This is a genomic window from Paenibacillus typhae, from assembly GCF_900099765.1.
Classification (GTDB): domain Bacteria; phylum Bacillota; class Bacilli; order Paenibacillales; family Paenibacillaceae; genus Paenibacillus_AQ; species Paenibacillus_AQ typhae.
On sequence record NZ_FNDX01000053.1, the window covers coordinates 1 to 25008 of the forward strand.

Annotated in this window: 24 protein-coding genes and 1 rRNA gene; 16 read left to right on the forward strand and 9 right to left on the reverse strand. The window is 52.2% G+C overall.

Annotated elements, in window-relative coordinates; genetic code table 11:
• Positions 1-185: 185 nt before the first annotated feature.
• Positions 186-302 (forward strand): 5S ribosomal RNA (gene rrf, locus BLR64_RS26450).
• A 190-nt stretch (positions 303-492) separates the two neighbouring features.
• Here rrf and BLR64_RS26455 read toward each other — a convergent pair.
• Entirely contained in the window at positions 493-2229 is a 1737-nt protein-coding gene (locus BLR64_RS26455) for a methyl-accepting chemotaxis protein (RefSeq protein WP_244157857.1), read from the reverse strand.
• Positions 2230-2471: 242 nt separating this feature from the next.
• Positions 2472-4067: a bifunctional metallophosphatase/5'-nucleotidase gene (locus tag BLR64_RS26460; RefSeq protein ID WP_208607240.1), complete on the reverse strand. Its 1596-nt coding sequence runs from the start codon at positions 4065-4067 to the stop codon at positions 2472-2474.
• A gap of 193 nt (positions 4068-4260) precedes the next feature.
• On the opposite strand from BLR64_RS26460, the gene BLR64_RS26465 reads away from it, so the two are divergent.
• The 4 genes from BLR64_RS26465 to phnE (BLR64_RS26480) all read left to right on the forward strand — a co-directional run bounded on the left by BLR64_RS26465 (position 4261) and on the right by phnE (BLR64_RS26480) (position 7869).
• The gene (locus BLR64_RS26465) at positions 4261-5355 is read left to right on the forward strand and encodes a phosphate/phosphite/phosphonate ABC transporter substrate-binding protein (protein WP_415841204.1); all 1095 of its coding nucleotides are present in this window, start codon (positions 4261-4263) and stop codon (positions 5353-5355) included.
• Between the two features lie 102 nt (positions 5356-5457).
• Positions 5458-6243, forward strand: a complete 786-nt coding sequence (gene phnC / locus BLR64_RS26470) for a phosphonate ABC transporter ATP-binding protein (protein ID WP_090719261.1) — start codon at positions 5458-5460, stop codon at positions 6241-6243.
• Positions 6233-7048: a phosphonate ABC transporter, permease protein PhnE gene (gene phnE, locus BLR64_RS26475; RefSeq protein WP_090719264.1), complete on the forward strand. Its 816-nt coding sequence runs from the start codon at positions 6233-6235 to the stop codon at positions 7046-7048. The genes phnC and phnE (BLR64_RS26475) overlap by 11 nt, the downstream gene beginning before the upstream one ends.
• Before the next feature lie 14 nt (positions 7049-7062).
• Positions 7063-7869 (forward strand): phosphonate ABC transporter, permease protein PhnE, encoded by an 807-nt coding sequence (gene phnE / locus BLR64_RS26480; protein ID WP_090719266.1) that lies wholly within the window; start codon positions 7063-7065, stop codon positions 7867-7869.
• A gap of 16 nt (positions 7870-7885) precedes the next feature.
• On the opposite strand, the gene BLR64_RS26485 is transcribed toward phnE (BLR64_RS26480), so the two are convergent.
• Positions 7886-9757: an ATP-dependent DNA helicase gene (locus BLR64_RS26485; protein WP_244157858.1), complete on the reverse strand. Its 1872-nt coding sequence runs from the start codon at positions 9755-9757 to the stop codon at positions 7886-7888.
• Between the two features lie 342 nt (positions 9758-10099).
• Entirely contained in the window at positions 10100-11260 is a 1161-nt protein-coding gene (locus tag BLR64_RS26490; protein WP_090719270.1) for an epoxide hydrolase family protein, read from the reverse strand.
• A gap of 180 nt (positions 11261-11440) precedes the next feature.
• Between BLR64_RS26490 and BLR64_RS30455 the strand changes: the two genes are divergently transcribed.
• The 6 genes from BLR64_RS30455 to BLR64_RS26515 all read left to right on the forward strand — a co-directional run bounded on the left by BLR64_RS30455 (position 11441) and on the right by BLR64_RS26515 (position 14899).
• The gene (locus BLR64_RS30455; RefSeq protein ID WP_167360793.1) at positions 11441-11599 is read left to right on the forward strand and encodes a hypothetical protein; all 159 of its coding nucleotides are present in this window, start codon (positions 11441-11443) and stop codon (positions 11597-11599) included.
• A gap of 82 nt (positions 11600-11681) precedes the next feature.
• Complete coding sequence (locus tag BLR64_RS26495; protein WP_090719272.1) at positions 11682-12278, forward strand: DUF421 domain-containing protein; 597 nt, start codon at positions 11682-11684, stop codon at positions 12276-12278.
• A gap of 163 nt (positions 12279-12441) precedes the next feature.
• Positions 12442-12861, forward strand: a complete 420-nt coding sequence (locus BLR64_RS26500) for a hypothetical protein (protein ID WP_090719274.1) — start codon at positions 12442-12444, stop codon at positions 12859-12861.
• A 31-nt stretch (positions 12862-12892) separates the two neighbouring features.
• Positions 12893-13480, forward strand: coding sequence for a TetR/AcrR family transcriptional regulator (locus tag BLR64_RS26505; RefSeq protein WP_090719276.1), 588 nt, complete (start codon positions 12893-12895; stop codon positions 13478-13480).
• A gap of 74 nt (positions 13481-13554) precedes the next feature.
• A complete protein-coding gene (locus BLR64_RS26510) occupies positions 13555-14109 on the forward strand; it encodes an NAD(P)H-dependent oxidoreductase (protein WP_090719279.1) in 555 nt (184 codons plus the stop codon).
• Positions 14110-14191: 82 nt separating this feature from the next.
• Positions 14192-14899 (forward strand): SDR family oxidoreductase, encoded by a 708-nt coding sequence (locus BLR64_RS26515; RefSeq protein ID WP_090719281.1) that lies wholly within the window; start codon positions 14192-14194, stop codon positions 14897-14899.
• Between the two features lie 15 nt (positions 14900-14914).
• Here the strand turns inward: BLR64_RS26515 and BLR64_RS26520 are convergent, their stop codons facing one another.
• Positions 14915-15709, reverse strand: coding sequence for a sulfite exporter TauE/SafE family protein (locus BLR64_RS26520; RefSeq protein ID WP_090719283.1), 795 nt, complete (start codon positions 15707-15709; stop codon positions 14915-14917).
• A 331-nt stretch (positions 15710-16040) separates the two neighbouring features.
• Between BLR64_RS26520 and BLR64_RS26525 the strand changes: the two genes are divergently transcribed.
• The 4 genes from BLR64_RS26525 (at position 16041) to BLR64_RS26540 (ending at position 19420) form a co-directional block, all read left to right on the forward strand.
• Positions 16041-16817: an NAD-dependent epimerase/dehydratase family protein gene (locus tag BLR64_RS26525; protein ID WP_090719321.1), complete on the forward strand. Its 777-nt coding sequence runs from the start codon at positions 16041-16043 to the stop codon at positions 16815-16817.
• 341 nt (positions 16818-17158) lie between these two features.
• The gene (locus BLR64_RS26530; protein ID WP_090719285.1) at positions 17159-17704 is read left to right on the forward strand and encodes a GNAT family N-acetyltransferase; all 546 of its coding nucleotides are present in this window, start codon (positions 17159-17161) and stop codon (positions 17702-17704) included.
• 145 nt (positions 17705-17849) lie between these two features.
• On the forward strand, positions 17850-18800 hold the full coding sequence (locus BLR64_RS26535) for a ring-cleaving dioxygenase (protein WP_090719287.1): 951 nt from the start codon (positions 17850-17852) through the stop codon (positions 18798-18800).
• Between the two features lie 26 nt (positions 18801-18826).
• A complete protein-coding gene (locus tag BLR64_RS26540) occupies positions 18827-19420 on the forward strand; it encodes a flavin reductase family protein (RefSeq protein ID WP_090719324.1) in 594 nt (197 codons plus the stop codon).
• Positions 19421-19493: 73 nt separating this feature from the next.
• Here the strand turns inward: BLR64_RS26540 and BLR64_RS26545 are convergent, their stop codons facing one another.
• Genes BLR64_RS26545 through BLR64_RS26555 form a run of 3 tightly spaced genes read right to left on the reverse strand, consistent with a single transcriptional unit; the run spans position 19494 to position 23070 of the window.
• The gene (locus BLR64_RS26545; RefSeq protein WP_341833403.1) at positions 19494-20891 is read right to left on the reverse strand and encodes a sensor histidine kinase; all 1398 of its coding nucleotides are present in this window, start codon (positions 20889-20891) and stop codon (positions 19494-19496) included.
• Positions 20885-21580: a response regulator transcription factor gene (locus tag BLR64_RS26550; protein ID WP_090719291.1), complete on the reverse strand. Its 696-nt coding sequence runs from the start codon at positions 21578-21580 to the stop codon at positions 20885-20887. The genes BLR64_RS26545 and BLR64_RS26550 overlap by 7 nt, the downstream gene beginning before the upstream one ends.
• 14 nt (positions 21581-21594) lie before the next feature.
• Positions 21595-23070, reverse strand: a complete 1476-nt coding sequence (locus BLR64_RS26555; RefSeq protein ID WP_090719292.1) for an FG-GAP repeat domain-containing protein — start codon at positions 23068-23070, stop codon at positions 21595-21597.
• A 158-nt stretch (positions 23071-23228) separates the two neighbouring features.
• On the opposite strand from BLR64_RS26555, the gene BLR64_RS26560 reads away from it, so the two are divergent.
• On the forward strand, positions 23229-23930 hold the full coding sequence (locus BLR64_RS26560; protein ID WP_090719294.1) for a metallophosphoesterase family protein: 702 nt from the start codon (positions 23229-23231) through the stop codon (positions 23928-23930).
• Between the two features lie 6 nt (positions 23931-23936).
• On the opposite strand, the gene BLR64_RS26565 is transcribed toward BLR64_RS26560, so the two are convergent.
• A complete protein-coding gene (locus BLR64_RS26565) occupies positions 23937-24980 on the reverse strand; it encodes a LacI family DNA-binding transcriptional regulator (protein ID WP_090719296.1) in 1044 nt (347 codons plus the stop codon).
• Positions 24981-25008: the final 28 nt, after the last annotated feature.

A 25008-nucleotide genomic window follows, 5' to 3' on the forward strand; every position in this document is an offset into this window, starting at 1 on the left:
GTCGAGGGCTTATCCAATAGTAAATCGCAGATTCGTTTCGGATTCAGTTTTCAGGAATCAAGTTCCTGAAAAACCTTAAGCTGCATGTCCTTTCTGAGGAATGATCTTTTGTAGCAGCGAATGTTTTTGAAGGTTGGTTATTTTCCTGAAGGATTTCAGGGAGTGATGCGACTGGAAAAAACCCGTTTGGTGGCGATAGCGGAAGGGTTCCACGCGTACCCATCCCGAACACGACCGTTAAGCCTTCCAGCGCCGATGGTACTTGGACCGAAGGGTCCCGGGAGAGTAGGACGCCGCCAAGCACCAATAAAGCATCCCTTAAAGGGATGCTTTTTGTTTTTCCTGGAGATGTTTACAATAGCATAACTCTTATTCACTTACTACTTACCTGCCGGGATCTCGGCGGTTCATGACTGAATCTTACTGCATCAGGCATAACAAAAGCCGGGGAGAGATCCCCGGCTTAATTAAACAGTCCATCTATAATTCTAGCTACACTTTGAATTTATTGATCTGCTCCTGCAGCTCTTCTGCCATCTTGGACAATGCGCCTGCTGATGCGGCAATCTCTTCCATGGAGGCCAGCTGTTCTTCTGCTGCAGCAGATACATTGTGTACTCCGCTTGATGATTCCTCAGCAATCATGGAAATCTCACTCATATACCGGACCGATTCATCCGTAGAAGCTGACATTTCTTCCGAGCCGGCGGATACTTCTTGAATTTCACCAGCGACTTTATTTACTACTTCTGAGATCTGCTCGAAGGCCTGACCCGCTGCAGTTACCATCTCGATTCCTGCTTCTGTTTCACTGCTGTTCACTTTTACGGCCTCTACAGCCTGGTCCGTGTCACTTTGAATGAGTTGCACGAGATCGGTAATTTTCTGTGCAGACAATGAGGATTCTTCAGCCAGCTTACGTACTTCTCCGGCCACAACAGCGAATCCCCGGCCATGCTCACCCGCACGTGCAGCTTCGATGGCCGCATTCAAGGCAAGCAGATTGGTCTGACGGGCAATATTATTAATTACTCCGGTGATACTGCCAATCTCTGCGGACCGTTCTCCCAGCCCGGTTACCAGCTCTGTCAGTGATGCTATGGATGTACGGATAGATCCCATTTGTTCTACAGCCTGACGGACAATCCGGTTGCCCTCCGCCGATTGGTTAGCTGCATCTACAGCAGAGACAGATACGCTTTGGGCCAGCTGGGCAATTTGTTCAGAACCAAGAGACATCTCGTTCATCGCCTGGGAGGAGCGTTTCACTATGTTCACCTGCTCCGTTGTACCGGCCGCCAGCAGCTCGACGGTTTCAGAGATTTGCTCGGATGCTTTGGTATTCTGCTCTGCACTCGCCAGCAGCTCTTCCGAGGAAGCGGCTACCTGTTCGGAAGTCGTGGAAACGGACTCTATCATTGCACGCAGGTTGCCGGTCATGGTATTGAAGGAGGCTGCGAGTGTGCCGAGCTCATCCTTATTTTTAAGTGTAATGGTTTCACCGGTCAAATCCCCGTTTGCGATCAGTATTGCCGATGCATTCAGCCTCTGGATGGGCTTAGAGATGATGCTTGCGATGAAGAAGGCTATAATTACAGCAAGCAGCAGAGAGATAACCGTTACTGCCAATATAATATTAAAAGCTTGTTCTGCGGATTCCAATGATTCATTAGTCGCCTGCTTCGATAACTCATTGACTAGTGTGATCAGCTGGGCGATGGTATCGTTGGCAGTAAACCATAATGGATATGACTCCGAATGCAGCTTGCTGGCTCCGTCGAAATCGTTAGCCACACCGCGTTCAATAAACGCAGGCATTTTAGCCAGGTAGGCATCATAGTTCTTGCTGAAGGTATCATATAATGCCAACGCTTCAGTGTTGCCCTCAAGAAGTGAAATCAGCTCTTTGCGTTCCCCTTCAATTTTGACCTGAAGCTGCTCTAAGGCCTCATTCATTTTTGCAATCTCATTAGCATCTGTCTCGACAATAATGCCAAGAGCCAGGCGTTCTATGTCCGAGACATCACCGTTCATCATCCCCAGCAGGCTGACACTGGGCATCTGTCTTTGGTCAATTTCCTCTGCATTTGTGGACATACCCTGAATCTCGGATAAGGCAAATATGCTTACGAAGGCAAGCAGTGCTCCTACGACCAGAAACCCGGCCAGCAACTTCATCCGGATGGTAAGCTTCATTCTTCCCCTTACATTTCCCCATCTGTCTCTCATTTACCCACTCCTCAACTTTGTGCAAAATATAAATGTCTGTATACTATATCGACACCTTTCTGTATGAATTGTAGTTATGTAAATTTAATATATATAAATTTATTTAAGAGATAATGATTTGACATGGGTAAAGTCTTTAAATTCAGCAATAATCTGGTTAGAGTCCAGGAAAGAGCCGTTCTAAACACTTAATGTGTGTTTGGAACGGCTTTTTATGATCGTAATATCGTCTGCTCCTGCAGTTACTCCGTTAATCCGCCCACAACCCGCCAGTTATGATTAACCCCGGCTCTAATCCGGCCCCGTGTGCTAATATAATCGGCAATCAGCTCAACCATATCGGTCGGGATGTCCTTAACGACAGGCTTGTCTTGGAACATCGCAAAATTGCCGCCTCCGGCTGCCCGGTAGTTGTTCATAACGACGTCATATTCCTTGTCTGCATCAAGCGGCTGGCCGTTCCGCTGCAGCATCGTCACCCGCTGGCCGGCTGGCTTGGAGATGTCGAGCTCATATTCTATCCCTTCCCACATGTCATAGTTGAAATGCTGCGGCTTGGGCGACAGGAAAGCCGGGTTTACGGTGATATAGCCCTCTGCGTTTAATGTGAAATATTCAGCTGATTGTTCGAGTGCAGCTCTAATATCAGCCACCGGGACGCGGAGCACTTTTAAGGTGTTGGGATAAATATAGTTTGAAACAATTTCGCGCATCGTTATGACTTCACCAAAGCCGGGAGACACATTATCAAACAGGGCCGCAGCTGATAGCTCTGCACCGGAGCTGTCCATCTGTACACGGTGAATAAACTCAATCAGCGGATGCTCTTTCAGCCGGGCAGCGGCGTGGGAGCGAACGGTCATATCCCCGTCCACAAAGCCGAACGGCTGATCAAGCCAGGTTTGGGTCAGCTCCTCGATTTCGCCCACAAGCTGTTGAATAGTCTGATCAGGCTCATACTCCGCAGCGGAGATTAACTCGGACTTGCTGCGGGCCACACTCCAGCCCTCCGGATGCCGCTCCAGCAGCAGCGTGATTTTGCCTAAATATCTGCCCTCATTTCCGGGCTGAACCACACAGACACCGTGGATGCTGCAGTTCTCTATGGCACGGTGCTGGTGTCCTGTGAGCAATACGTCAATACCCTCCACCTGCTCGCAGAGAGCATATCCAACGTTCTCCCCGGTTAACGGCTCAGTCGGCAGTCCGGTTTCGGGATCACGCTCAAAGCCCCCGTGGTAAGACACCACGATTACATCTGCTTTTACCACAGTTCGCATGACAGACACCCACTTCTGCGCAGTGCTCACCGGATCTTCGAACAGCAGACCAGTAATATGCTGCGGCTGCTCCCAGGCCGGGATATAGGAGGTGGTCAGTCCCAGAACACCAATCCGCACACCATTCTCCATCTCGTATATACGATAAGGCATACCGAACGCGGGCTGTCCGGTGGCTGCGTCCACGATATTGGCCGATAACCACGGAAAGTCTGAAGCTTCCACGGCATTCCGCAGATAAGACAGACCATAATTAAACTCGTGATTGCCCGGAACGGCAGCATCATAACGCAGCTCATTCAGGCAGGCAATCACCGGATTCGGCAGCAGGCTGTTCACCTTGGCATGGTAGTACGTTAGAGGAGTACCCTGCAGACAATCCCCGTTATCGATCAGCAGCGTATGCGGATATGTACGGCGGATCTCCTTGATGATACTTGCTGTACGTGCCAGCCCGTACGGGACTCCGCTGCGGGTGGCATAGCTGCCTGCCAGTATAAATCCGTGCAGGTCACTGGTTTCCATAAGCACCACTTCACATTGCTCAGAAGACATCATTACGCTCCTTTACCGCTTTTCTCAAAAGATTGGACTATTCTATCACATGATTTTACGGATTTACTAGTCCCTGTGAGTTTTATCCTGGCGATTACATTTCTATGTCAGCTATTTAACAATTGAATTATATAGTAGTTAAGCATTCAAAAAATACAGTCTTATTCCAAGACGAGAAAAAGCGGAGGTTCTCTAAGTGAAGAAAAGAATGAAGCACTTGTTTGCAGGGGTACTGGCAATCGGACTGCTGGCAGGATGCAGCGCAAATAACAATGCGGCTAATAACGGAAATGTTAACAACTCGGCAGCAGCCAATAGTGCTGCGGCAACAGAGCAGCCGGCTGCGGGCACAGCCATTGATGTTTTGAAAGTAAGCTTTGTCCCTTCCAAAGATCCGGATCAGATTATAACAGCTACCGAGCCGCTAAAAGAGCTGCTGAAGAAACAGCTGGATACAAAAGGCTTTACAGTGGGCGATGTGCAGATTGATGTAGGCACTACGTACGAAGCGGTAGGCGAGGCGCTCAGCGCAGGAACAACAGATGTCGGATTAATTCCGGGCGGTACATATACGCTGTACGATGACGGTGCAGAAGTGATTCTGACGGCAACACGCAAAGCGCTGTCCAACGATTCCGACAATCCGAAGGACTGGAACGACAACAAGCCGACTACGGGTCTTGATACGGAGCAGGCATCCTATTACCGCTCACTGCTCATCGCAGGTCCTTCCGCAAAGGGACAAGAGCTGGCTGCAAAAGTGAACAAGGGTGAAGAACTGACCTGGGAAGACCTGAACAGTGCTACCTGGGCTGTAATGTCTACTTCATCATCCGCAGGCTACATCTACCCGACACTGTGGCTGCAGGAGAAATACGGCAAGAGTCTGACTGATCTGGCTAAGGTAACACAGTCCGATTCTTACGGAAGCTCCTTTGCCCGCCTGGCTGCCGGACAGGCTGATATTGTTGTCGCATTTGCAGATGCCCGCCGTGACAACGAAGAAAAGTGGACCAGCGAGTACGGCGGCACTGGTTCGATCTGGGATCAGACGAACGTGATCGGTGTAACGCAGCCGATTTACAATGACACCGTCAGCGTAAGCAAGAACTCGCCGATCATGAATGACGAGCTGAAAAAAGCGCTGGAGGAATCGTTCATGGAAATTGCCGAAACCCCTGAGGGTAAGGAAGTAATCGCGATCTACTCTCATGAAGGTTACAAGGCTGCCCAGTCTTCTGATTACGACGGTGAGCGTCAGGCCCAGGAACTGATCCGGAGCATGAAATAACAGCTTCACCATAGGCGTGAACACCTGAATGAGAACATCATGATTTCATGATGCTCTCATTTTTGTTGCTTTCCAAAAATTCATTAAAGGATTGAGTGCCCCATGATTCAATTTGTCGATGTAACCAAAACCTATACGAACGGCACTACAGCCCTTAATCATGTTAATCTGACATTCGAGCAGGGAGAATTTGTAGCGGTTATCGGCCTGTCAGGTGCCGGCAAATCGACTTTAATCCGCTGCATTAATCGTATACATGACATTACAAGCGGCACAATCATCGTTGATAAGGTGGATGTAGCGGGTCTCAGAGGACAGCATATCCGTCAATTTCGCCGCCGGATCGGCATGATTTTTCAGTCGTTTAATCTCGTAACCCGCACAACAGTAATTAACAATGTCCTGGTATCCTTCGTTCCCGGGCTTCCAATCTGGCGGAAGGTAACGGGAATTTTCCGGAGGGAGCATAAGATCAAAGCACTGGAGGCGCTGGACAAGGTCGGTATTCTGGACAAAGCCTTCGTCCGGGTGGATCAGCTGTCCGGCGGTCAGCAGCAGCGTGTTGCCCTGGCGCGTACCCTCGCCCAGAATCCGGACATTATTCTCGCGGATGAGCCGATTGCCTCGCTTGATCCGGTTACGGCGCGTGTTGTGATGGATGACTTCAAAAGGATCAATAAGGAGATGAACATCTCCGTGATCATGAATATACACCATGTGGAGATTGCCCTTGAATACGCAGACCGGATCATCGGCATCCGCAAGGGTGAGGTTGTTTTTGACGGCATAACCTCACAGGTGACCCAAGAGATTCTGCAGGATATTTACGGCGGAAAATGGGAAGCGGAGAAAGCAGCGATAGAGGAGCAGCCGGCCTATGTACGATAAACTGTTTCCCCCGAAGAAAATCGTGCTCCCCTCCGGGACAACCGTACTGCAGAAACGGTCGCGTACACCGCTGATATTGCTCATTCTGGTTGTATGTACGGTATTGTCTGCAGATTTTACAGGCTTCAGCTTCAAATTGCTGTTTACGCGGATTCATCAGTTCTTTACGATCGTACTGGCGATGATTCCGCCGGACTGGAGCAGCCTGTCTGAAATCTGGACGCCGCTGCTGGACACCATCAAAATGTCGCTCCTCGGCTCCATCATCGGCGCAGGGATTGCGCTGCCCGTTGCGGTGGCTGCCTCCTCCAATATCATCCAGTCGAAGGTGATTACCTTCATCAGCAAGGTGGTGCTCAGCCTGCTCCGCACACTGCCGACACTGGTATCCGCGTTAATCGCTACCTTTGTGTTCGGCCTGGGGACCATGGCGGGAACGGTCGCGATCATGCTGTTTACCATTTCTTACGTCGGCAAGCTGCTGTACGAGCAGATTGAGAATGTAGATATGGGACCTTTTGAGGCGATGGAGTCACTCGGGATGACCCGGCTGCAGGCCTTCCGGTTTGCTGTAATGCCGCAGGTGCTCCCCGGTTACATCTCCACCTCCCTGTATTGCTTTGAAGGAAATGTGCGGTATGCGGCCATTCTGGGCTTTGTCGGAGCCGGCGGCATTGGGCTGATTCTGAATGAAGGCATCGGCTGGCGCGATTATCCCGCAGTCGGAATGATTATTCTGGTGCTGATTGTAACGGTAACCCTGATAGAGAGCATTAGTGAGCATTTCCGTAAGAAGCTAATTTAAGGAGAGTTGCAGGAATGAATACCATTGAGAAGCAGCTGGCAGCTGCTCCCCGCAATCAGCGGTATCTGTGGACAATCGCAGCCATCGTCGCTGTACTGTTCGTGTGGTCCCTGACGGCGGTTAACTTGAATCAAATCGAACAAAGCGGTCTGAAGATTGCCAAAAATATCGTGTACGGGCTTACTCACCCGGATACGGAGCTGTTATTCAACGTATCGAAGCAAAGCGTGCTGTATCTGCTGCTTCAGACGGTGGCCATTGCTTTTCTCGGGACCATTGTGGGTGCAGTACTGGCTGTACCGCTGGCCTTTCTCGCAGCCTCCAACATTGTGCCAAAGCCCGTATCCTGGGTGACCAGACTTGTGCTGATCGTCATCCGTACCGTGCCGGCGCTTGTGTACGGACTCATGTTCATCCGGGTTACCGGGCCGGGGGCGTTCGCCGGGGTGCTGACTGTCGGATTAACCTCCATAGGAATGCTGGCCAAGCTGTATGTCGATGCAATCGAGGAGCTGGATACGCGTGTCCTGGAGTCGATGACCTCTGTGGGATGTACTACCTTTGAGAAAATCCGCTTCGGCATCGTCCCGCAGCTCCTGTCCGTATTCATGTCGGTGATGATCTACCGCTTCGACATGAATATGCGTGAGGCTTCGATTCTGGGGATGGTCAGCGCCGGAGGCATCGGGGCACCGCTTATCTTCGCCATGCGCAGCTATAAGTGGGATCAGGTCGGCTCGATCCTCATCGGACTGGTTGTCTTTATTCTTATCATTGAATATTTCTCTAACCGGGTACGTGCGAAGCTGGTTAAGGGATAATGCAGCAAGCCCGGCGCTAATCCGCCGGGCTTGTCCTCTTTTGCATACTGCGCTTTATGCCCTTCGCCCTCACAAACCGCTCCAGCACCTGGAAATCCTCGGTCACTGTCTTGAAAGGCAAAGCATCAAGTACTTTGGAACGGTAGTCCTTCCGCGCGGCAGCGGACAGGCGGGAGTCAAGGATGCTGAGCACGCCCAGATCGGTTTCACTGCGGATCAGCCGTCCCGTACCCTGTCTCAGGCGGAGCAGCATGTCCGGCACGAAGACCTCTTTTAACGGATTATGGGCCTTGGATGCCTTGTATTCGTAGACGGGATCAGCCGGAACAGGGAAGGGCAGGCGGAACACGATCACCTGTGACAGGTCGGAGCCCTCGATATTGATCCCTTCCCAGAAGACGCCGGTGCTGAGCAGCACGCCTTTGCTGGCCCGGAAGTTAGCGATTGTCTCATCCTGGGAGGAGCCTTCCTTCTGCATATGCAGCGCCCAGTTCAGCTTCTCCGAACGCAGCTTCTCATGCACGTACTTCATATCCTCTTTGGCCGAAAACAGCACCAGTGTCCGCCCCTCTGTTACATTGCATAGCCGGAGCATTTCCTTGTACGCGGCTTCAAGATACTCTTTGCGGTTCTCGTGGTTGTAGTAAGGAACACTGCCCGAAATGTACATCATTGAGTGGCTGTCGTAATCAAAAGGGGAGGGCTGGCGCTCCATATAATCTCCACGGTAGCCAAGGGATTGGGTCAGATAAGCGTATTGCTCCTCCAGCGTATCGCCGCCCTGGCACATGGTTGCTGATGTCAATATAACGGAGGTTTTACCATTAAATAAGGTGTGTTTGAGGAACTGGCTGATGTTTTTGGGGCAGATGCTGACGGTGGCTTCGCGCTTGTTTTTGCTGGCCCAGATCAGGTAGTTATCCTCTGCGCCGGACAGGACATTCATAAGAGCAATAAGCCCGTTTACCGCTTCAAACGCATTATCGATCTCCCGCTCATGCCGTGAAGTTAACACCGAAAGGCTTAGACTGAATTCCTTCAGCACCTGCACTGCCCGGCTAAACGGAACCCCCTGGATCTGTGATACTTTTACCCGGTCCGTATCCTGTTTGGCGGTATGCAGCAAATCCGTTTCAACCTGTTTGAAAATGCTGCTCAGGCAGCCTTTGATAAATTTTACTTGCGTCAGCAGGCTCTTATCCCCGCATTGCTTAAAAAGAATCTGCAGCGCGTCATCCAGCACACGGCAGGCTCCCCGGAAGGTAAATTCGAGCGTCCTTGCATCCCGGACCTTGGCTTCCAGGTTATGCGCCTCGTCGATGATGATCAGGGCAGGCCGTTCGGTGATGAGCCCTTTTGTGCCTTCCTTTTTCTTGATCAGATCGCGGATCAGCAGGTCCTGGTTAACGATGATGAAGTCCATATCGCCGACTCTGGCGTTAATTTTGGCTCTCATCTCATAGAAGGTGCAGGTGCTTTTGTAGCGGCATTGTTCAAATTTGCAGTCATTCACGCATACTTCAGACCATACAGCATCGCTGATGCCGCCCTGAATATCCGCCCGCTCATCTATTTCATAGTTTAGAATCTGCTCTACCAGCTTCGGCAGAGGGGAATCCGCATCATCGGGTTTGGACAGACCCCCGGCCCTGTAGCGGCAGGCATATTGCCCCATCCCTTTCCCGACAACGGAACGTACCGTGGTAAATCCGAGCCGGCTTCCGATCACCCGCAGATCCTTATGGATCTGTTCGGAGAGCTGGATGGAGGAGGTGGCGATTATGACCGGCTGCTGCGAGATATGGTTAATCAGCAGACCGGGTATAAGATAGGCAAAAGATTTGCCGATGCCGACCCCGGCCTCGATCATCGCATTGCGTCCGCTCATATAGGCCTCCGCGATATCCAGCGACATATCCTGCTGCCCGGTCCGTTCCCTCAGGCCGATCCTCGGAAACCGGTCATACATCCGGAAAATGGCATTGACCAGAGCGGGCTCGATGTCCTTCTTCTGCTCCCGTTTCTGTAATTTATAAAGATCACTTAACCAGCTGATGACAATCGCCCCTTCTCTGTTTCAATGCGCCTCTGCCGGCAGATTGATTTTTTGGGTCAAATTGTAATTATCTCTGATAGGGGCTTGAGAGTCAAGGCTAATTCAGGAATGAGCCTTATCTTCAGGACGGGCAGGTAAACTGCCTAGCTTCTCTGTAAAAAAAGTCCGCTCCATTTATTGCTGCGCACCCTGCCTTAGCGGGCTGAAAAAGGCGCGGATGTCTTCGGCGAGCGGCCCGGGTGCCTCCCAAGCAGTAAAATGCCCGCCGCGCGGCATCTCAGTCCAGCGGGTAATGTTCAAATTGCGCTGCGCCCATTCCTTGGGCGGGAGCAGAATATCGGCCGGGAACAGGGCCAATCCAGTCGGCACCTCGATCCGGCCCAGCGGCGGTAAAGAGCTGGAGTTTTCGTGATAGATCTGCGTAGCCGAGCCTATCGTATTAGTCACCCAATAGATCATGATGTTTGTGAGCAGCTCATCCTCGCTGAAGCTCTTCCGGAGATCACCATTGCAGTCGCTCCAGGCATGGAATTTCTCGATCAGCCAGCCTGCCAGACCTGCCGGCGAATCGGAAAGTCCGTAAGCAAGCGTGCGGGGCTTGGTGGACTGAATGGACATGTACGCTCCCTCACGGGCAATCCAGTCCCGGGCGTTCTGCTGATACTGCCGTTCATCGGCAGTCAGCTCTGTCCCGGCACCCGGATTCAACAGGCTGCGGATAATACCGATATCGGTCAGATGGATTCCAACCAGAAGCTCAGGACGGCTGTCAGCCAGATATCTTGTAACGCCTGAGCCGATATCTCCGCCGGCAGCCGCGAATGCCCCGTAGCCCAGCTCTTCTGTCATCAGCTTCGCCCAGAGAGCGGCAATGTGCGAATTGTTGATGCCAGCGCGCTCGGGATAGCCCGAGAAACCAAAGCCCGGCAGTGAAGGCACAATAACATCAAAAGAATCCTCAGCATTGCCGCCGTAGCTGGCTGGATCGGTGAGCATGGGAATAATTTTATGATAGCGGAAAAAGCTGTCCGGCCATCCATGCGTCAAAACGATAGGCAGAGGATTGGGCCCTTTACCGCGCTCGTGGATAAAATGGATATTCGTTCCGTCAATGTTACTGCGGTAATGTGCGAAGCGGTTCAGCTTGGCTTCCTGTGCCCGCCAGTCGAAATGGTCCCGCCAATACGCTATAAGAGATTGCAGATAAACGGAATCTGTACCGTTTTCCCAGCCTGAGCCCTCAATGGGAACCGGCCAGCGTACGGCTTTAAGCCTGTATTCCAAATCAGCAAGTAATTCGTCAGATACCCTGATTTGAAAACGTTCTGCTGCCATGATCATTCCTCCATCCTTCTAGTTGTATTTTACGAATATAGCAAACTTTACTGCCTTGTTATGTATTATTATGGAATAAAAGAAGAGAAAATCATACCTTATTATATAACCTGGGGGAAGCGGTCATGATTAAGCATGCACAGCCAGTAATTCTCTCCTATCCGATTGCGGAGCCGGTAATTGAGTTCATCAGACATATTAATGGATATCTTCATCAGCTATGCGCTGTTCGTACGTGATCCCGGGAGCAACGGCTGGATTAAGGAGCACGCGATAAAGGTATGCGGAACGTTGTGCAAGGATTTTCTGGAGGGAAAAGAAGTGTTCCATCTGCTGTAATCAACCATGCATAATTGCGTCCGGAGGAGTAAAAGATACCCATATCTATGCGGTAACCCGTATTGCCAAAGGAGATATGGATATGAATGAAATCTGGAAGGAGGCCTGGAAGGCTCTGGTGCTGATTATCTTCGGCATGCTGCTGCTCAGGCTGGCGGGCAGAAAATCCATCTCACAGATGACCATTCCGACGACGATCGCCATGATTTCCATCGGAACGATTATTGTGGAGCCGATCGCAGACCATCATATTCTGATTACGATGACAGCTGCAGCTGTATTTATTGCCATGCTGATCGGGGTGGAGTGGCTGCAGCTGCGCTGGAGTCCTTTTCAGAGGCTGGTCAAGGGGCAGGCGGTTATTGTCATTCAGGACGGCCGGGTGCAGATGCAAAATCTGAAGAGGCTGAGACTTACAATTGAGGCGCTGGAGATGAGTTTGCGGGAGGAGGGTATTTCCAGGATCAGCGATGTGAAGACGGCAACCTTTGAGCCTAACGGCATGATCGGTTACGAGCTTTCAGATGCTGCCAAGCCGGTGACACTGGCACAGGTGGAGGAACTGCTGGCCAAGTATTTGAGCGGAACAGGTCCGGTGAAAGCTGCGGCAGCAGCGAAAGGGCAGGAACAGCCGGATGACCATTTGTTTAAGAAAATTCAAGAAACGGAGCAGACATAAAGGTAAGTACCTGAGAGGTGCTTTTAAATATTGAGAACGATCAGTAAAAATAATTCTTTACCATTCGTTCTCGTTATGCTAAGATAGGTCCATAGCAAGGGAACACGACATACATAGCACTTTTTTAGAATGATCGTTCTCAAAAATGGAAGGGGTGGCTGAGATGAAGGTATTTGAATCGGTAAATGGTCTGGTGGCATGGGATGAGCAACTGCAGAATGTAAGGATTGAATGGAACGGATTCTCTCACGGGGAGGGCCTTCAAGCCGTATTAATGCAGGGTGCGGAGCTGCTCAGACAGAAGCAGAGCGGCAAGGTACTGATGGATATCCGGCAGGGCTCAGTGATTAAGGAAGAGGATAAAGCATGGATGGCGGATTTTTATGTAGAGCATGTTTATAAAAGCGGCCTGCGATACCTCGCGATGATCGAGCCCAGCAGCATTGTTGCCAAATTAAGTGTGAACCGCGCCGTAAGCGTACAGGGCCAGCTCCCTTATCAGCAGAGAAGCTTCAGCGGCTTAGACGAAGCTGTCAGATGGCTGAGTGAGGTGAAGCCTGCAGCGGAGCTGGCGGCCGGCTGATCAACAGGAGGGCAGGTAAGGAGGGCAAACCATGGCCAGGAATAAGGAGTTTGATGAACAAGCCGTTCTGGATAAGGCGATGGAGCTGTTCTGGCTGCAGGGGTATGAGAAGACATCCATCAGTGAACTGGTCGAGCATATGGGGATTCACCGCAAAAGCCTGTATGACACCTTTACCGATAAACATAGTCTCTTCCTGCGGAGCATTGACCGTTTCGGCGAGAGGGTTAACCGCAGTCTGGCTGCCGGGGTGCAGCAGGCGGGAACAGCAGCAGAGGCGCTTGCCTTTGTGCTCGGTTATATGATCTGCGGAGAGCAGGATATGCCGCCCGGATGTATGCTGGTCAATGCGGCTACCGAGCTGGCCGTCAGGGATGCTGAAGCGGATGATAAATCCCGGGCGGGGTTCCTGAGGACAGAGCAGCTGCTGCGGGAAATCGTAGAACGGGGACAGCTTGAAGGGGAGTTCACCACCCGATTCAGTGTAGAGGAGCTGGCCCGTTATTTGCATAACGGACTGGTGGGGCTCCGTGTGCTGGCAAGAACCTCCGTTCCAAAGGAACAGCTGCAGGAAATTGCGCGGTTATCGGTAGAGCTTCTGAAACTGGAGGAAGAGTAAGGTGAAATTTTTTTAATTATACTAGAATGATCATTCCCATAATTCGAATCCCATATCCAAGGAGAGTGTTATTAATGAAGACATTGATCATTGCAGGACATCCCGATTTGAACCGCTCGCGGATCAGCAAAGCCTGGACCGAAATGCTGAAGCAGCAGATGGACATTACAGTGCATGTGCTCAGTGAAGCCTACCCTGACCGTACAATCGATATTCCCGCTGAACAGGCGCTGCTTGACCGGCATGACCGGCTTATTTTCCAGTATCCGCTGTACTGGTACAGCACGCCGCCGATCCTGAAGCAATGGTTCGATGAAGTACTGGAATACGGCTGGGCTTTTGGACCCGGGGGCGAGCATCTGAAGGGCAAGGAAATCGGCATCGCCATATCAACGGTGGGTACTGCGGCTTCATATCAGCCCGGGGGCTATAATCTGTTCACGATACGGGATATTGCCAAACCGGTCGAGGCGCTGGCCAATTATGTAGGTGCACTGTATCTTCCGCCGTTTTCGCTGCACAATGCCAATCATGTTACGGATGAAGAAATAGCTGCAAGCTCGGAGGCTTATCTTAACCACCTGAAGACGGTCCACAACGTTAAAACGCCGGATTTACTCACCCGTTAAAGTTAAAATGCCAAAGTTCATTCTTCACGCCCAAATTCAAGCTGCTATCAGCTTCATACACAATAACAAGGAGGAAATTATAATGAATAAAACAATCGCACTGATTACAGGAGCAAGCAAGGGAATCGGGTATGAGGTGGCCAGACAGCTGGGACAGCAGGGAATAACGGTGCTTCTGTCTGCGCGCACCAGCGCTGCGGCCGAGGAAGCGGCCGCTCAGCTCAGGGAGCAGGGCATTGATGCGGTGGGCGTAGAGCTGGAAGTGACGGACAGTGCACATATTGCTGCACTTGCCAAGCAGATCGGAGAACAGTACGGCAAGCTGGATGTGCTGGTGAACAATGCGGGAATCTGGGCGGAAACGGCCGGAGCGGAGAATGCCTTTGAGACCACCTTTACGGTCAATACGTTTGCACCGTACCACATTACCGAGGCTCTGCTGCCGCTGCTGCTAAAAAGTGAAGCAGGCAGAATCGTGAACCAGAGCAGCGCCCTGGGCTCTATCCAGTTCCAGCTGAGCAATGAGCTGGCCCAGCGGATCGCTACGCCTGCTTACGCTGCCTCCAAAGCTGCGCTCAACATGCTCACAGTGTACTGGGCCAATAAATACAAGGATACCCCGCTGAAAATCAACACGGTGCATCCCGGACTGGTAAAAACCCGGATGGGCGGGGACAAGGCCGAGCTGACGCCGGAGGAAGGCGCCAAGACAGCCGTCCGTTACGCCACTCTGCCGGCGGATGGGCCAACCGGAGGTTTCTTCTACATGGAGGACCGTCTGCCTTGGTAAGCCGGGGGCCGAATATTATTTCATTATGAGCCGGGCAGCTACAATAATCAGGAAGACCGACAGCAGCCTCAGCAGCAGCTTGGCCGGCAGGCGTTTGGCAAGCCGGGCGCCGAGCTGGCCGCCGATAATGGCGCCGGGTGCCAGGCACAGCACCATAATCCACTCGATATTGTGCAGATAGGCATGTGTAGAGGTGCTGACGATCGCCGACAGAAAGATCTGCAGCATCGAGGTGGCGACGGCAATATGCGTGGAGAAGCCGAGCAGCAGCGTCATTGTCGGCACCATCAGGCTGCCGCCACCTACGCCAAACAGGCTGGCCAGGAACCCGACAAAAAAGCTGATTATAACGCCGGTAGGCATATGATAAGCATACTCAAACCGGCTGCCTCCGGCATCCGTAAAGCTCCGCTTGACCGTTGGCTGAAACGGCAGGGTCAGGGGCTTTTTGGGCTTGAACAGAAGCAGCAGCGCAATCAGAATCAGAAAAATGCCGAAGCTGACAAAAAAGGCTCTGCCCTCCACCTGTTCAGAGAACAGTGCACCGATTACCGAACCCGGAATGGAGGCGGCCGCGAACCAGAGCGCTGCCTGATAATCAATTCTTTTTTGCCTGGCGTATACGTAAGTGCTGGAAATGGAATTGAACAGCAGCATGGCCATTGAAGTCCCGGCCAAATGGGCTGTTGGCATATCCGGATACATAAAGGCTAATGCAGGCACGACGATAAATCCGCCGCCAAGCCCGACCAGCGAGCCGGAAATGCCGGCAGCAAGTCCGAGAAGGAATAGAAGCAGGTAAGTTAGCACTTGGCAGTTCCCTTTCTTTTGTGAAGATTATCATTATTATACTTCCCGGATTGCCGCGAAAGTAATGAATATTCTTTTGTACCCGTTTTGACGCGGGAAGAATACTCAGGCCGGTTATGCCCGAAAGGGCAGCCCTTTTGTACAGTACGCCGTCTGCCGGACACGATAGGATAGAGTATGGCTTTTTTGTACCGGATCAACGGTGGCAACGGCGCTTGAACGCGGGCTCCTGCATACTTGAGAACCCGTTGATTTGTATAATTTTCCGTTCCTGCGGGTAATAACTAACAGCGCAACTATCCAGGAACGGCAGGAAGGGAGCTGGTTCACCGTGAAACGAAAACTGCTTGTTACAGGGGCATCGGGCAGGATAGGCTATACTATTTATCAGGGACTCAGGGAAGACGGCCGGTATGACGTTATTGGAGCTGATATTGAAGAGAATGCTGAACAGGGGATCGTTCAGATGGATATTGCTGACGATGCGCGAATGGCGGAGCTGACGCAGAATGTTGATACGGTGCTCCATTTTGCCTGGATCAAGGATGAGGAGGATTTCCTCGGCAAGGTACTGCGGGGGAATGTGGCCGGAGCTTACAAGCTGTTTGAGGCTGCAGTGCAGAGCGGCGTAAAACGGATCATCTTCGCCAGCTCCAATCATGCGACCGGGTTCTATAAGACGGACGAGCAGGTTGACCCGTCTGACCCTTACCGTCCGGACAGCTTCTATGGCCTGAGCAAATGCTATATTGAGCTGCTCGGCCGGCTATATGCCGATCAGGGCAAGATTTCCTCCTTCAACATCCGCATCGGCAACTTTCCGGGGGATGACCGGCCTCATTCGGAGCGTGCGGGCCATATCTGGATTTCCGAACGGGATATGCTTCAGCTGGTTATCTGCTGCATTGAGGCGAAGGAAGAAATGCAGTATCTGAACCTGTACGGCACGTCCGCCAACAGCGATAACTATTATGATATCGCTTACCTGGAGGAGCTGATCGGATACAAGCCGCTGGATGACGGAGCCGAGCTGCTCGTGCAGGCCAGGGCTCAGGGCCGGGAGATACGTCAGGATGAAACCGTCTACCAGGGAGGACAAAAGAAATAAAGCAGGCAATAAGGGAGGGGGTTCCGCATGGCGGGGCCTCTTTTTGCGCGCCCGGCGGGCTGCCCGAAAGGGCAGTCAGGCTCCGCCCCTTTTGACGATGGCGGCAGGCTGCCTGTTCTTTAAGCTAGGGCATAGAGAATGAATTAGCAAAGAGGAGACGATACTGATGGCAAAATTAAGGAAATGCTTCACCGGTCTTATTGATGCCATGCTCATCGGCTGGCTCAAGAAAAAAGGAATCATGAATCATATCAAAGAAGGACATTGAGAAGGAAGCAGGAGACCGGCAACCCGGGAGGAATATAATATAGATACATTAAAGGGAACGGGGCGCTGAGAAGTTGATTGTTAAAATGACGCATGCAACCATGGAGGACTACAACAAGCCGAACGAAGAATTTCCCGTTACAGGACGGATTCTTCTAAGGTATGAAAGCGGTGAATGGACGTATACAGAAGAGACGCTGGCAGAACCTTATATGAAGCGTTATGCAGATGAGGAGCTTGATGCAGCATATATTGAAGAAGACGGTAAGGCCGTATTTTTATATTATGACGGTGCTGATTGTTCCGGGCGGATCAGGCTGCGTACCAACTGGAACGGATATGCGATGGTCGAAGAGATCGGCGTAGCCGGCAGCCGGAGGCAGCAGGGAATCGGGACCCGGCTTATGGACCGGGGCGTGGAGTGGGCGCAGCAGCACAAGCTTGCCGGCCTGATGCTGGAAACGCAGGATGTCAATGCGGCCGCATGCCGCTTCTATGCCCGTTATGGTTTTGTTATCGGCGGGGCGGATAATATGCTGTACTCGGGCTTTCCGGCTGGCGCTGAGCAGGCGATTTTTTGGTATTATAAATTTCAAGAAAAAGTCTTGACTTTAAGATAAAAAGAGAGTAAATTGAGATCAAGGAATTATCTTAACTTAAAGATAATATTCCGGCATAATATCTTAAAGTAAAGATTCTTTAAATCATAATATCGTATGAAAATGAACCTCTGAAATCACACTATCCTAAAAGGAGTCGGTTATAATGACTAATGTAGCAGCAAAGCAAACAATGGGGATTCACCATATTACAGCGATTGTCGGTCATCCCCAGGAGAACATGGATTTTTATGCGGGAGTGCTGGGCTTGCGTCTGGTTAAGCAGACCGTCAACTTTGATGATCCGGGCACGTATCATTTCTACTTCGGCAATGACGGCGGGAAGCCGGGGACAATCATTACTTTCTTCCCTTGGCCTGGAGCATACAAAGGTAAAATCGGCGGCGGACAGGTGGGTGTAACAACTTACATTATCCCGGTCGGGGCGATGAGCTTCTGGAAAGAGAGACTGGCAAAGTTCAAGGTTGCTTTTACGGAGCTGGAACGGTTCGGGGAGCAGGTGCTTGAATTCGATGATCCGCACGGGCTGCATCTGGAGCTGGTGGAGCGGGAAGCCGGGGAGCAGAATAGCTGGACCTTCGGAGGCGTTACACCTGATGTTGCAATCAAAGGCTTCGGCGGGGCCACCCTGCTGTCCACTGATCCGGAAGCAACGGCTGAACTGCTGGAGCAGGTGCTGGGTCTTACCTTTATCGGCCGGGAAAATGATATCGCACGCTATCATTCTGCGGCTGACCTCGGCAATGTCATTGATCTCAAAATGACCGCTGTACAGCGCGGTGAAATGGGTGTCGGCACAGTGCATCATATCGCCTGGAGAGCAAAGGATGACCAGGATCAGCTGGATTGGCAGAGCTATGTGCATGATCACGGATATGGCGTGACGCCTGTGCAGGACCGGAATTATTTTAACGCGATTTATTTCAGGGAGCATGGGGAAATTCTGTTTGAGATTGCTACAGATCCTCCGGGTTTTGCCCACGATGAAACGCCTGAAACCATGGGTACGGAGCTGAAGCTGCCTGCCCAGTATGAGCCGCACAGAGCACAGATTGAGCAGGTTCTGCTGCCGTTCCAGATCAGAGAGCTCGACTAAATTTATTTACGAGAGGGATGAGCGTTGTGCTGAATATAGACCCGGCAGACAATACGGAGAGGGATAATTACAAGCTGCTTGTAGGCAGCATCATTCCGCGGCCGATTGCTTTTGTGACGACGTTATCCCAGGATGGGGTGCTGAACGGTGCCCCCTTCAGCTATTTCAATATCGTATCGTCGAATCCGCCGATGATCTCCTTATCCATCCAGCATGCGGCAGGCAAGCCGAAGGATACGGCGCGGAACATCATGGAACGTCAGGAATTTGTCGTGCATATTGTGGACCGGGACAATGTGGAGCAGGTCAATATGACCGCAGCTCCCCTTGCACCGGATCAGAGCGAGGTTTCACTCGCCGGACTCACGCCTGTGCCAAGCTCGGTGGTCTCCGTGCCTGGAGTTAAGGAAGCGAAGGTAAGAATGGAATGCGTGCTGGAGCGTACGGTAGAATTCCCGGGCTTCGAGCTGCTGATCGGCAGAGTCGTCCGGTATCATATTGCCGAAGACATCTATGAGCAGGGCAGAATTGATCCGCTCAAGCTGGGGGCAGTCAGCCGCCTGGCCGGTAATCATTATGCCGGGATCGGGGAAATTTTTGAGATTGAGCGGCCTGTTTGAATCAGAGGTTAAACGAAAAAAAGCCGGGAGATCCCGGCTTTTTTCCGTTTAAGAGCAGAGCATCATGGGTGGGCTACTCCATAATATATCTCGGCAGCTCAACGATCACTGAGGTTCCAACCGTGAACTCACTCTCTATCTTGATCCGGCCGCCGTGCAGCCCGATGATTTCCTTGCAGATGGCCAGCCCCAGACCGCTGCCGGACTGGCGTGAGCGGCCCTTGAAGAATTTGGTGCCGAGCTTCTCCAGGTCAGCCGCTTCAATGCCTTCTCCGGTGTCCGTTACCGTAACAATGATCAGCTCCTCCTGCACAGCGGCGGTAATGCTTACTGCACCCTCGGCCGGAGTGAACTTGAAGGCATTGTCCAGCAGATTGACAAACACCTGCTTCAGCCGGCCCATGTCCCCGTTGACCGGCAGCGGCTGGTCGGGAATATCGGCATAGAGCCGGATCTGCTTCGTCTGGCCGCGGTACCGGAACTGCAGCAGCAGGTCCTCCAGCAGCCCCCTGAGATCATACGGCTGCAGATCAACCGTAATCTCCCCGGCCTGGAACTTGGAGAAATCCAGCAGATCCTCAACCAGTCCGATCAGCCGGTCCGTTTCGCCGGTCATCACCTCGAGACCCTGCAGGGTCTCTTTTTTATCGGACAAATCACCCATAAGCAGCGTCTCGCCCCAGCCTTTGATGGAGGTCAGGGGAGTGCGCAGCTCATGCGTGACGGATGAGATGAAGTCGTATTTGATTTTTTCACTCTTGAGAATTTCCTCGGACATATAATTGAGCGTAACGGCAAGCGTTCCGATCTCGTCGTTATGCTGCTTCTCCGCCTTTGCCGAGAAATTTCCCGTCGCCATCTCTTTGGCAACCGAGGTCAGCTGCTGAATCGGCCCGACAATCCGTTTGGCAATAATCAGGCTGAGCACAAAGCCGAACAGGATGACGAGCAGCCCGACCCACACCGCGTTCAGCACAATCGTGACGATGACATCGTACAGCGGCTCTGCCGATACGGAATACCGCAGCACACCGATATTGGCACCGGCCTCCTTGATCGGAACAGAGACAGCCATAATCCGTTCCCCGCCCACCGGGGTAAGACTCTGGTAAATCCCCTTGCCGCTGCTCAGTGCAGTCCTCACATCCGGTGTATCAATTCTCTCCGAGCTGGAGAAGCCGAACGAGTTGATAATGACGTTCCCTTCAGTGTTAAGAACTTCGACCTTGCTGCTCTCTTCCGTTGAGAGGTTCTCCAGAATGTATCTTGCCCGCTCATTGATCGAATAGCCCTCCAGGTACTTGTTGAAAAAGGTAGCGGAGGTCGTGGCCCGTGAAGACAGGGTCTCCATTGCACTGCCCAGGTAATAATAGTGGACAGCTACAATAAACACTCCTTCCAGCAGCAGGACGATCAGGAGCAGGACAAGCGTTATATAGGTAATGAGCCGTGCCCTGATCCCTCTCAGCAATGTTGTACCCTCCATAAATATCCGAATCCCCACACCGTTTCCAGATATTGCGGCCCTGTGGCATCCTGGCCGATTTTTTGGCGGATCCGGCTAATATTGACATCTACGATTTTGAGCTCCCCCATAAAATACTGCCCCCAGACCGAGGTCAGTATGTCATCGCGGTTAACCGCCTTATTGGGCTGCTCCATCAGCAGCTTAACAATAGAAAACTCAGTGGGGGTGAGCGCAATTTCCACCCCGTCCTTCAGCAGCTTCCGTTCATCGGGCATCAGGGTAAAAGGGGCCAGCTGGATGCTGTTTTCCTGCAGCACCGCTTCCCCGGGATACATGCGCCGGTACAGCGAACGGACTCTGGCCAGCAGCTCAACCGGGCTGAAGGGCTTGATTACATAATCGTCAGCCCCTGAATCTAGGCCCATCACCTTATCAATTTCCTGATTTTTGGCGGTCAGCATGATGATGCCGAGCCGGGGGAAGTCCCTGCGCAGCAAGGCGCATACCTCAAATCCGCTGATTCCGGGAAGCATCAGATCGAGAATGGCGATATCGAAATCCCGCTGCTCCCGTGCGGCGGCAAGCGCCGCTTCGCCCGTAGCGGCTTCGGTAACCTCGAACCCGGCCCGCCTTAGATTCACCTGTAAAAAATCGCGGATCGGCTTCTCGTCTTCCAGTACCAGCACTTTCATAGGCGACCTCCTAGTCAGTACATCGGCGGCTGCGGTGTGCCGGCCAGCCGCCGGACCTCCTCCAGCGGCAGCTTGAGCCGGTTATACTCCTGCAGCCCGGTGCCGCTCAGCTTGCCGGCTGCATCTGCCGGAGGCAGCACAGCCACAAGCACGGTGGGGGCCGCAGCATCCTCTGTATTTTGCAGCTCATATAGCACGGTATAAATGCTGTTATCCGCCTTCAGCTTCGCTTCTGCGCTTTGCCATTCCTGCCTGGTCAGCAGCCGCAGCTCAAGCAGCGGTGCCTGGGAATCTGAGCCGGCTCCCTTGTAGCTGAACCGGATGCTCTTCCAGGGCTCGGGAGATTCCTCTGCAATGTCAAGCGCATATTTACCCTTCCAGCTCTGCGGAATATGGAAGTTGAAGTCCCATCTGTCGAACTGCTCTGCCGTAAATTTCAGGCCGGACTGTCCGTCCCATTGATAATACTTGGTAATGAACGGAGTAGCCAATGGGGCCATGCTCTCCGTGCCTGCAGGAGGCACCAGGAAGCCGATTTCCACTATGCCGTCGCCATTCACATCTGTGCTGTACAGCGGATAATCCTTGATCGCCATATTGCTCTCGCCAAGCTTGCTGTCAGCTTGGGAATTCAGGGGCGTGAGCGTAATATCCCGGCTGTCCGCAAGCTCCCCGTGATGATAATCATCTGCTGCAAGTATATCAATAAATTGGTCATTTTCCCAAGTCAGAAGGGAGGTATAGGAAGAATGTGCGCCGATTGCCACATCTACGAACAGAGCGCTGGTGTCCGGAGCCGCCTTGGCGAACTGGGCCTGGATGATGGCTCCGTCAAAAGCCTGGTCGGACAGGCTCTGCTGCTGCCCGCCCGCCAGCCGGAATAACTGCAGCCGTGCACTTGGCTGCATATCGGTGGTAAAGGTAGTCTGGAACATGGCGACATCACTTTGCCCGCTGCCGGTTAGATCGCCTACCGCCAAATGATCATAAGGCTGCTTGAGAATCTCGGACATGGCGCCGTCCTTTAGACTATAGACCGCCAGCTCTTTGCTGAGGCCTTTGCCGCCGCTGAAGCCCAGCAGCACATCCAGCTGCCCGTCTGCTGTGACGTCAACGAACTGCACGTAATCCAGCTCGCTGCCGACACCGGTAATGGCAGTCAGCTTGTTCCATTCGCCGCTGGACTGCGACAGGACAAGGGTGTTGACTTCAAAATCGGTTTTGTCCGTTTTGTAGAAGGCGAGAATTTCATTCTTGCCGTCCTTATCCAGATCCTGCAGCTGAATCGCGCTTCCCGACTCGGAATGGACGGGGACAGTCAGATGGGCGCCTGCCGGAAGAAAGGATTTTACGATGCTGGTAATGGTTCCGTCGGCATTGCCCTGGGAAGGGGCGCGTAGCAGATCACTGGGGGCCTTGGGCGCGCCGCAGCCTGATGTAATAAAAGTTAATAATAGAATGGCCCCGAGGCCTAAAACTGATTTATTCATAAAGATATAATCTCCTTTGCGGTATCTGTGGCTAGTATATCCCAACCGTCAGGCAAAGTAGTTGCAAAATGGTAAAGGTTGCGCTGTCTGCCAGGCGGCCGGCTTGGTATGATTAAGAAATATACAGTTGTGCGGTAAAAAGGACGGAGGAGAATAGGATGCGGAAATTTTTCATGACCGATATTCATGGGGACCTGGAGGGACTGAAGCTGCTGTTAAAAAAAGCGGAGGTGCAGCTCGGCCGGGATCAGCTGGTGTTCGGGGGCGATATGATCAACCGGGGAGCGGACTCAGCCGGGGTTGTTAAGCTGATTAAACATCTGATGGAGCAGTACCCGGACAATGTCCATGCCGTGATTGGCAATCACGAGGAAATGATGGCTGATTATCTGGTGCAGGGGGACAAGCTGTGGCTCAGTCACGGTGGGCGTGAGACGCTGAAAAGCTTCGCTGCCAGATTTCCCGATGAAGGGGTCAGGCAGGAGCATATGATGTGGGCCTGTTCTTTGCCTTTGTATTATGAGGACGGCGAATATGTATATACCCATGCCGGATTGAATCCCGGTCAGCCGCTGGAGCAGCAGGACCGGGATATCCTGTGGATGAATGAGCATGATTTCTATCATCAGCCGCGGGCGGAGCTGCTTGCATTAACAGGGGGAAAGCCCGTCATACACGGGCATACTCCGGTAGAGCGGATCTATTGGGACGGAGCCAGAATGAATTGCGATCTGGGCTCGAATACATACTCCGTACCGGATGAACGGGCGCTTGGGCTGATCAATCTGACGGAGATGACGTATCTCGTCTACAAGCAGGCCGGGAAGAAGCTGGAGGAGCGGCGGGTTGGGCGGTATTAGGCCGATTTATTGCTTGAATTCCGGCGTCGACTCTCTAATAACCGGTCTGGTGCTGATATGGGTGACCTGATAGGGCTGCTGCGGACTTTCGATCCTGGAGAGCAGCATTTCGGCAGCCTTGATTCCCATTTCACTGCTGTAAATATGGACCGTGGTCAGATGAGGCTCGATGATGCACGCCTCCGGACCGTCATCGAAGCCGCAGACAGCAATGTCACCGGGGATGGAGTAGCCCGACTGCTTAAGGGTCTTCATCATGTTAACGGCGATGTAGTCATTGGCACAGATAAAAGCCGAGGGAAGCTTTGGCATGGCTTGTAATTTCCCGGCTGCCCATTCAGGTGTTGCGAAGAACAGACGGTCATCATCCAGGATACAGTGCTCCGCCTGAAGAGGAATTCCCGCCGCCGTAAGGGCACGGTTGAAGCCTGCCCACCGTTCATTAAAGCTCATGCAATGATTGTAATCGCCGATAAAACCGAGGGTTGTGTAACCGCCATCAATTAGCTTTTTGGTAAGATGATAAGTGCTGTGCTCGTTCTCCATCAGCAGAATATCGGCCTGGAATTCAGGGTAGCAGACATGGGCGGAGCAGTCGATGAAGATCGTCGGAACCCCGAGGCCAGTGATCAGCCTGCTGTATTCCAGATTGAACAGCTCGATACAAATGATACCGTCTACATTATCCACGTCAAAATTGTTAGGGAGCGTCAGAGACTTCTGCTCGATTTCCCGTATGATGTGAATGGACAAATTGTAGCCCTCCGCACTGATGTGCTTTTCCAGGCCGCTGATCAGGGTTGAGCCGAAGTGGGAGGTATTAGGCAGATTTTCCGTTAACAGCGCAATATTCCGGGAGCTCTTTGGCAGGACATTCTCCGGCTCGATCAATGAAAACTGCTTATACTTTAACTCAATCGCCTTCTTGATAACCTTGTTTCTGGTTTCTTCGGGCAGGCCCTCTGTGCCGTTCAAGGCTTTGGAGGCCGTATTTCTGGAGATGCCCAGCGCATCGGCGATATCCTGGATCGTTACTTTTCCCCGTGCCATATATGTAAGTTCACCTCTATATTCATGT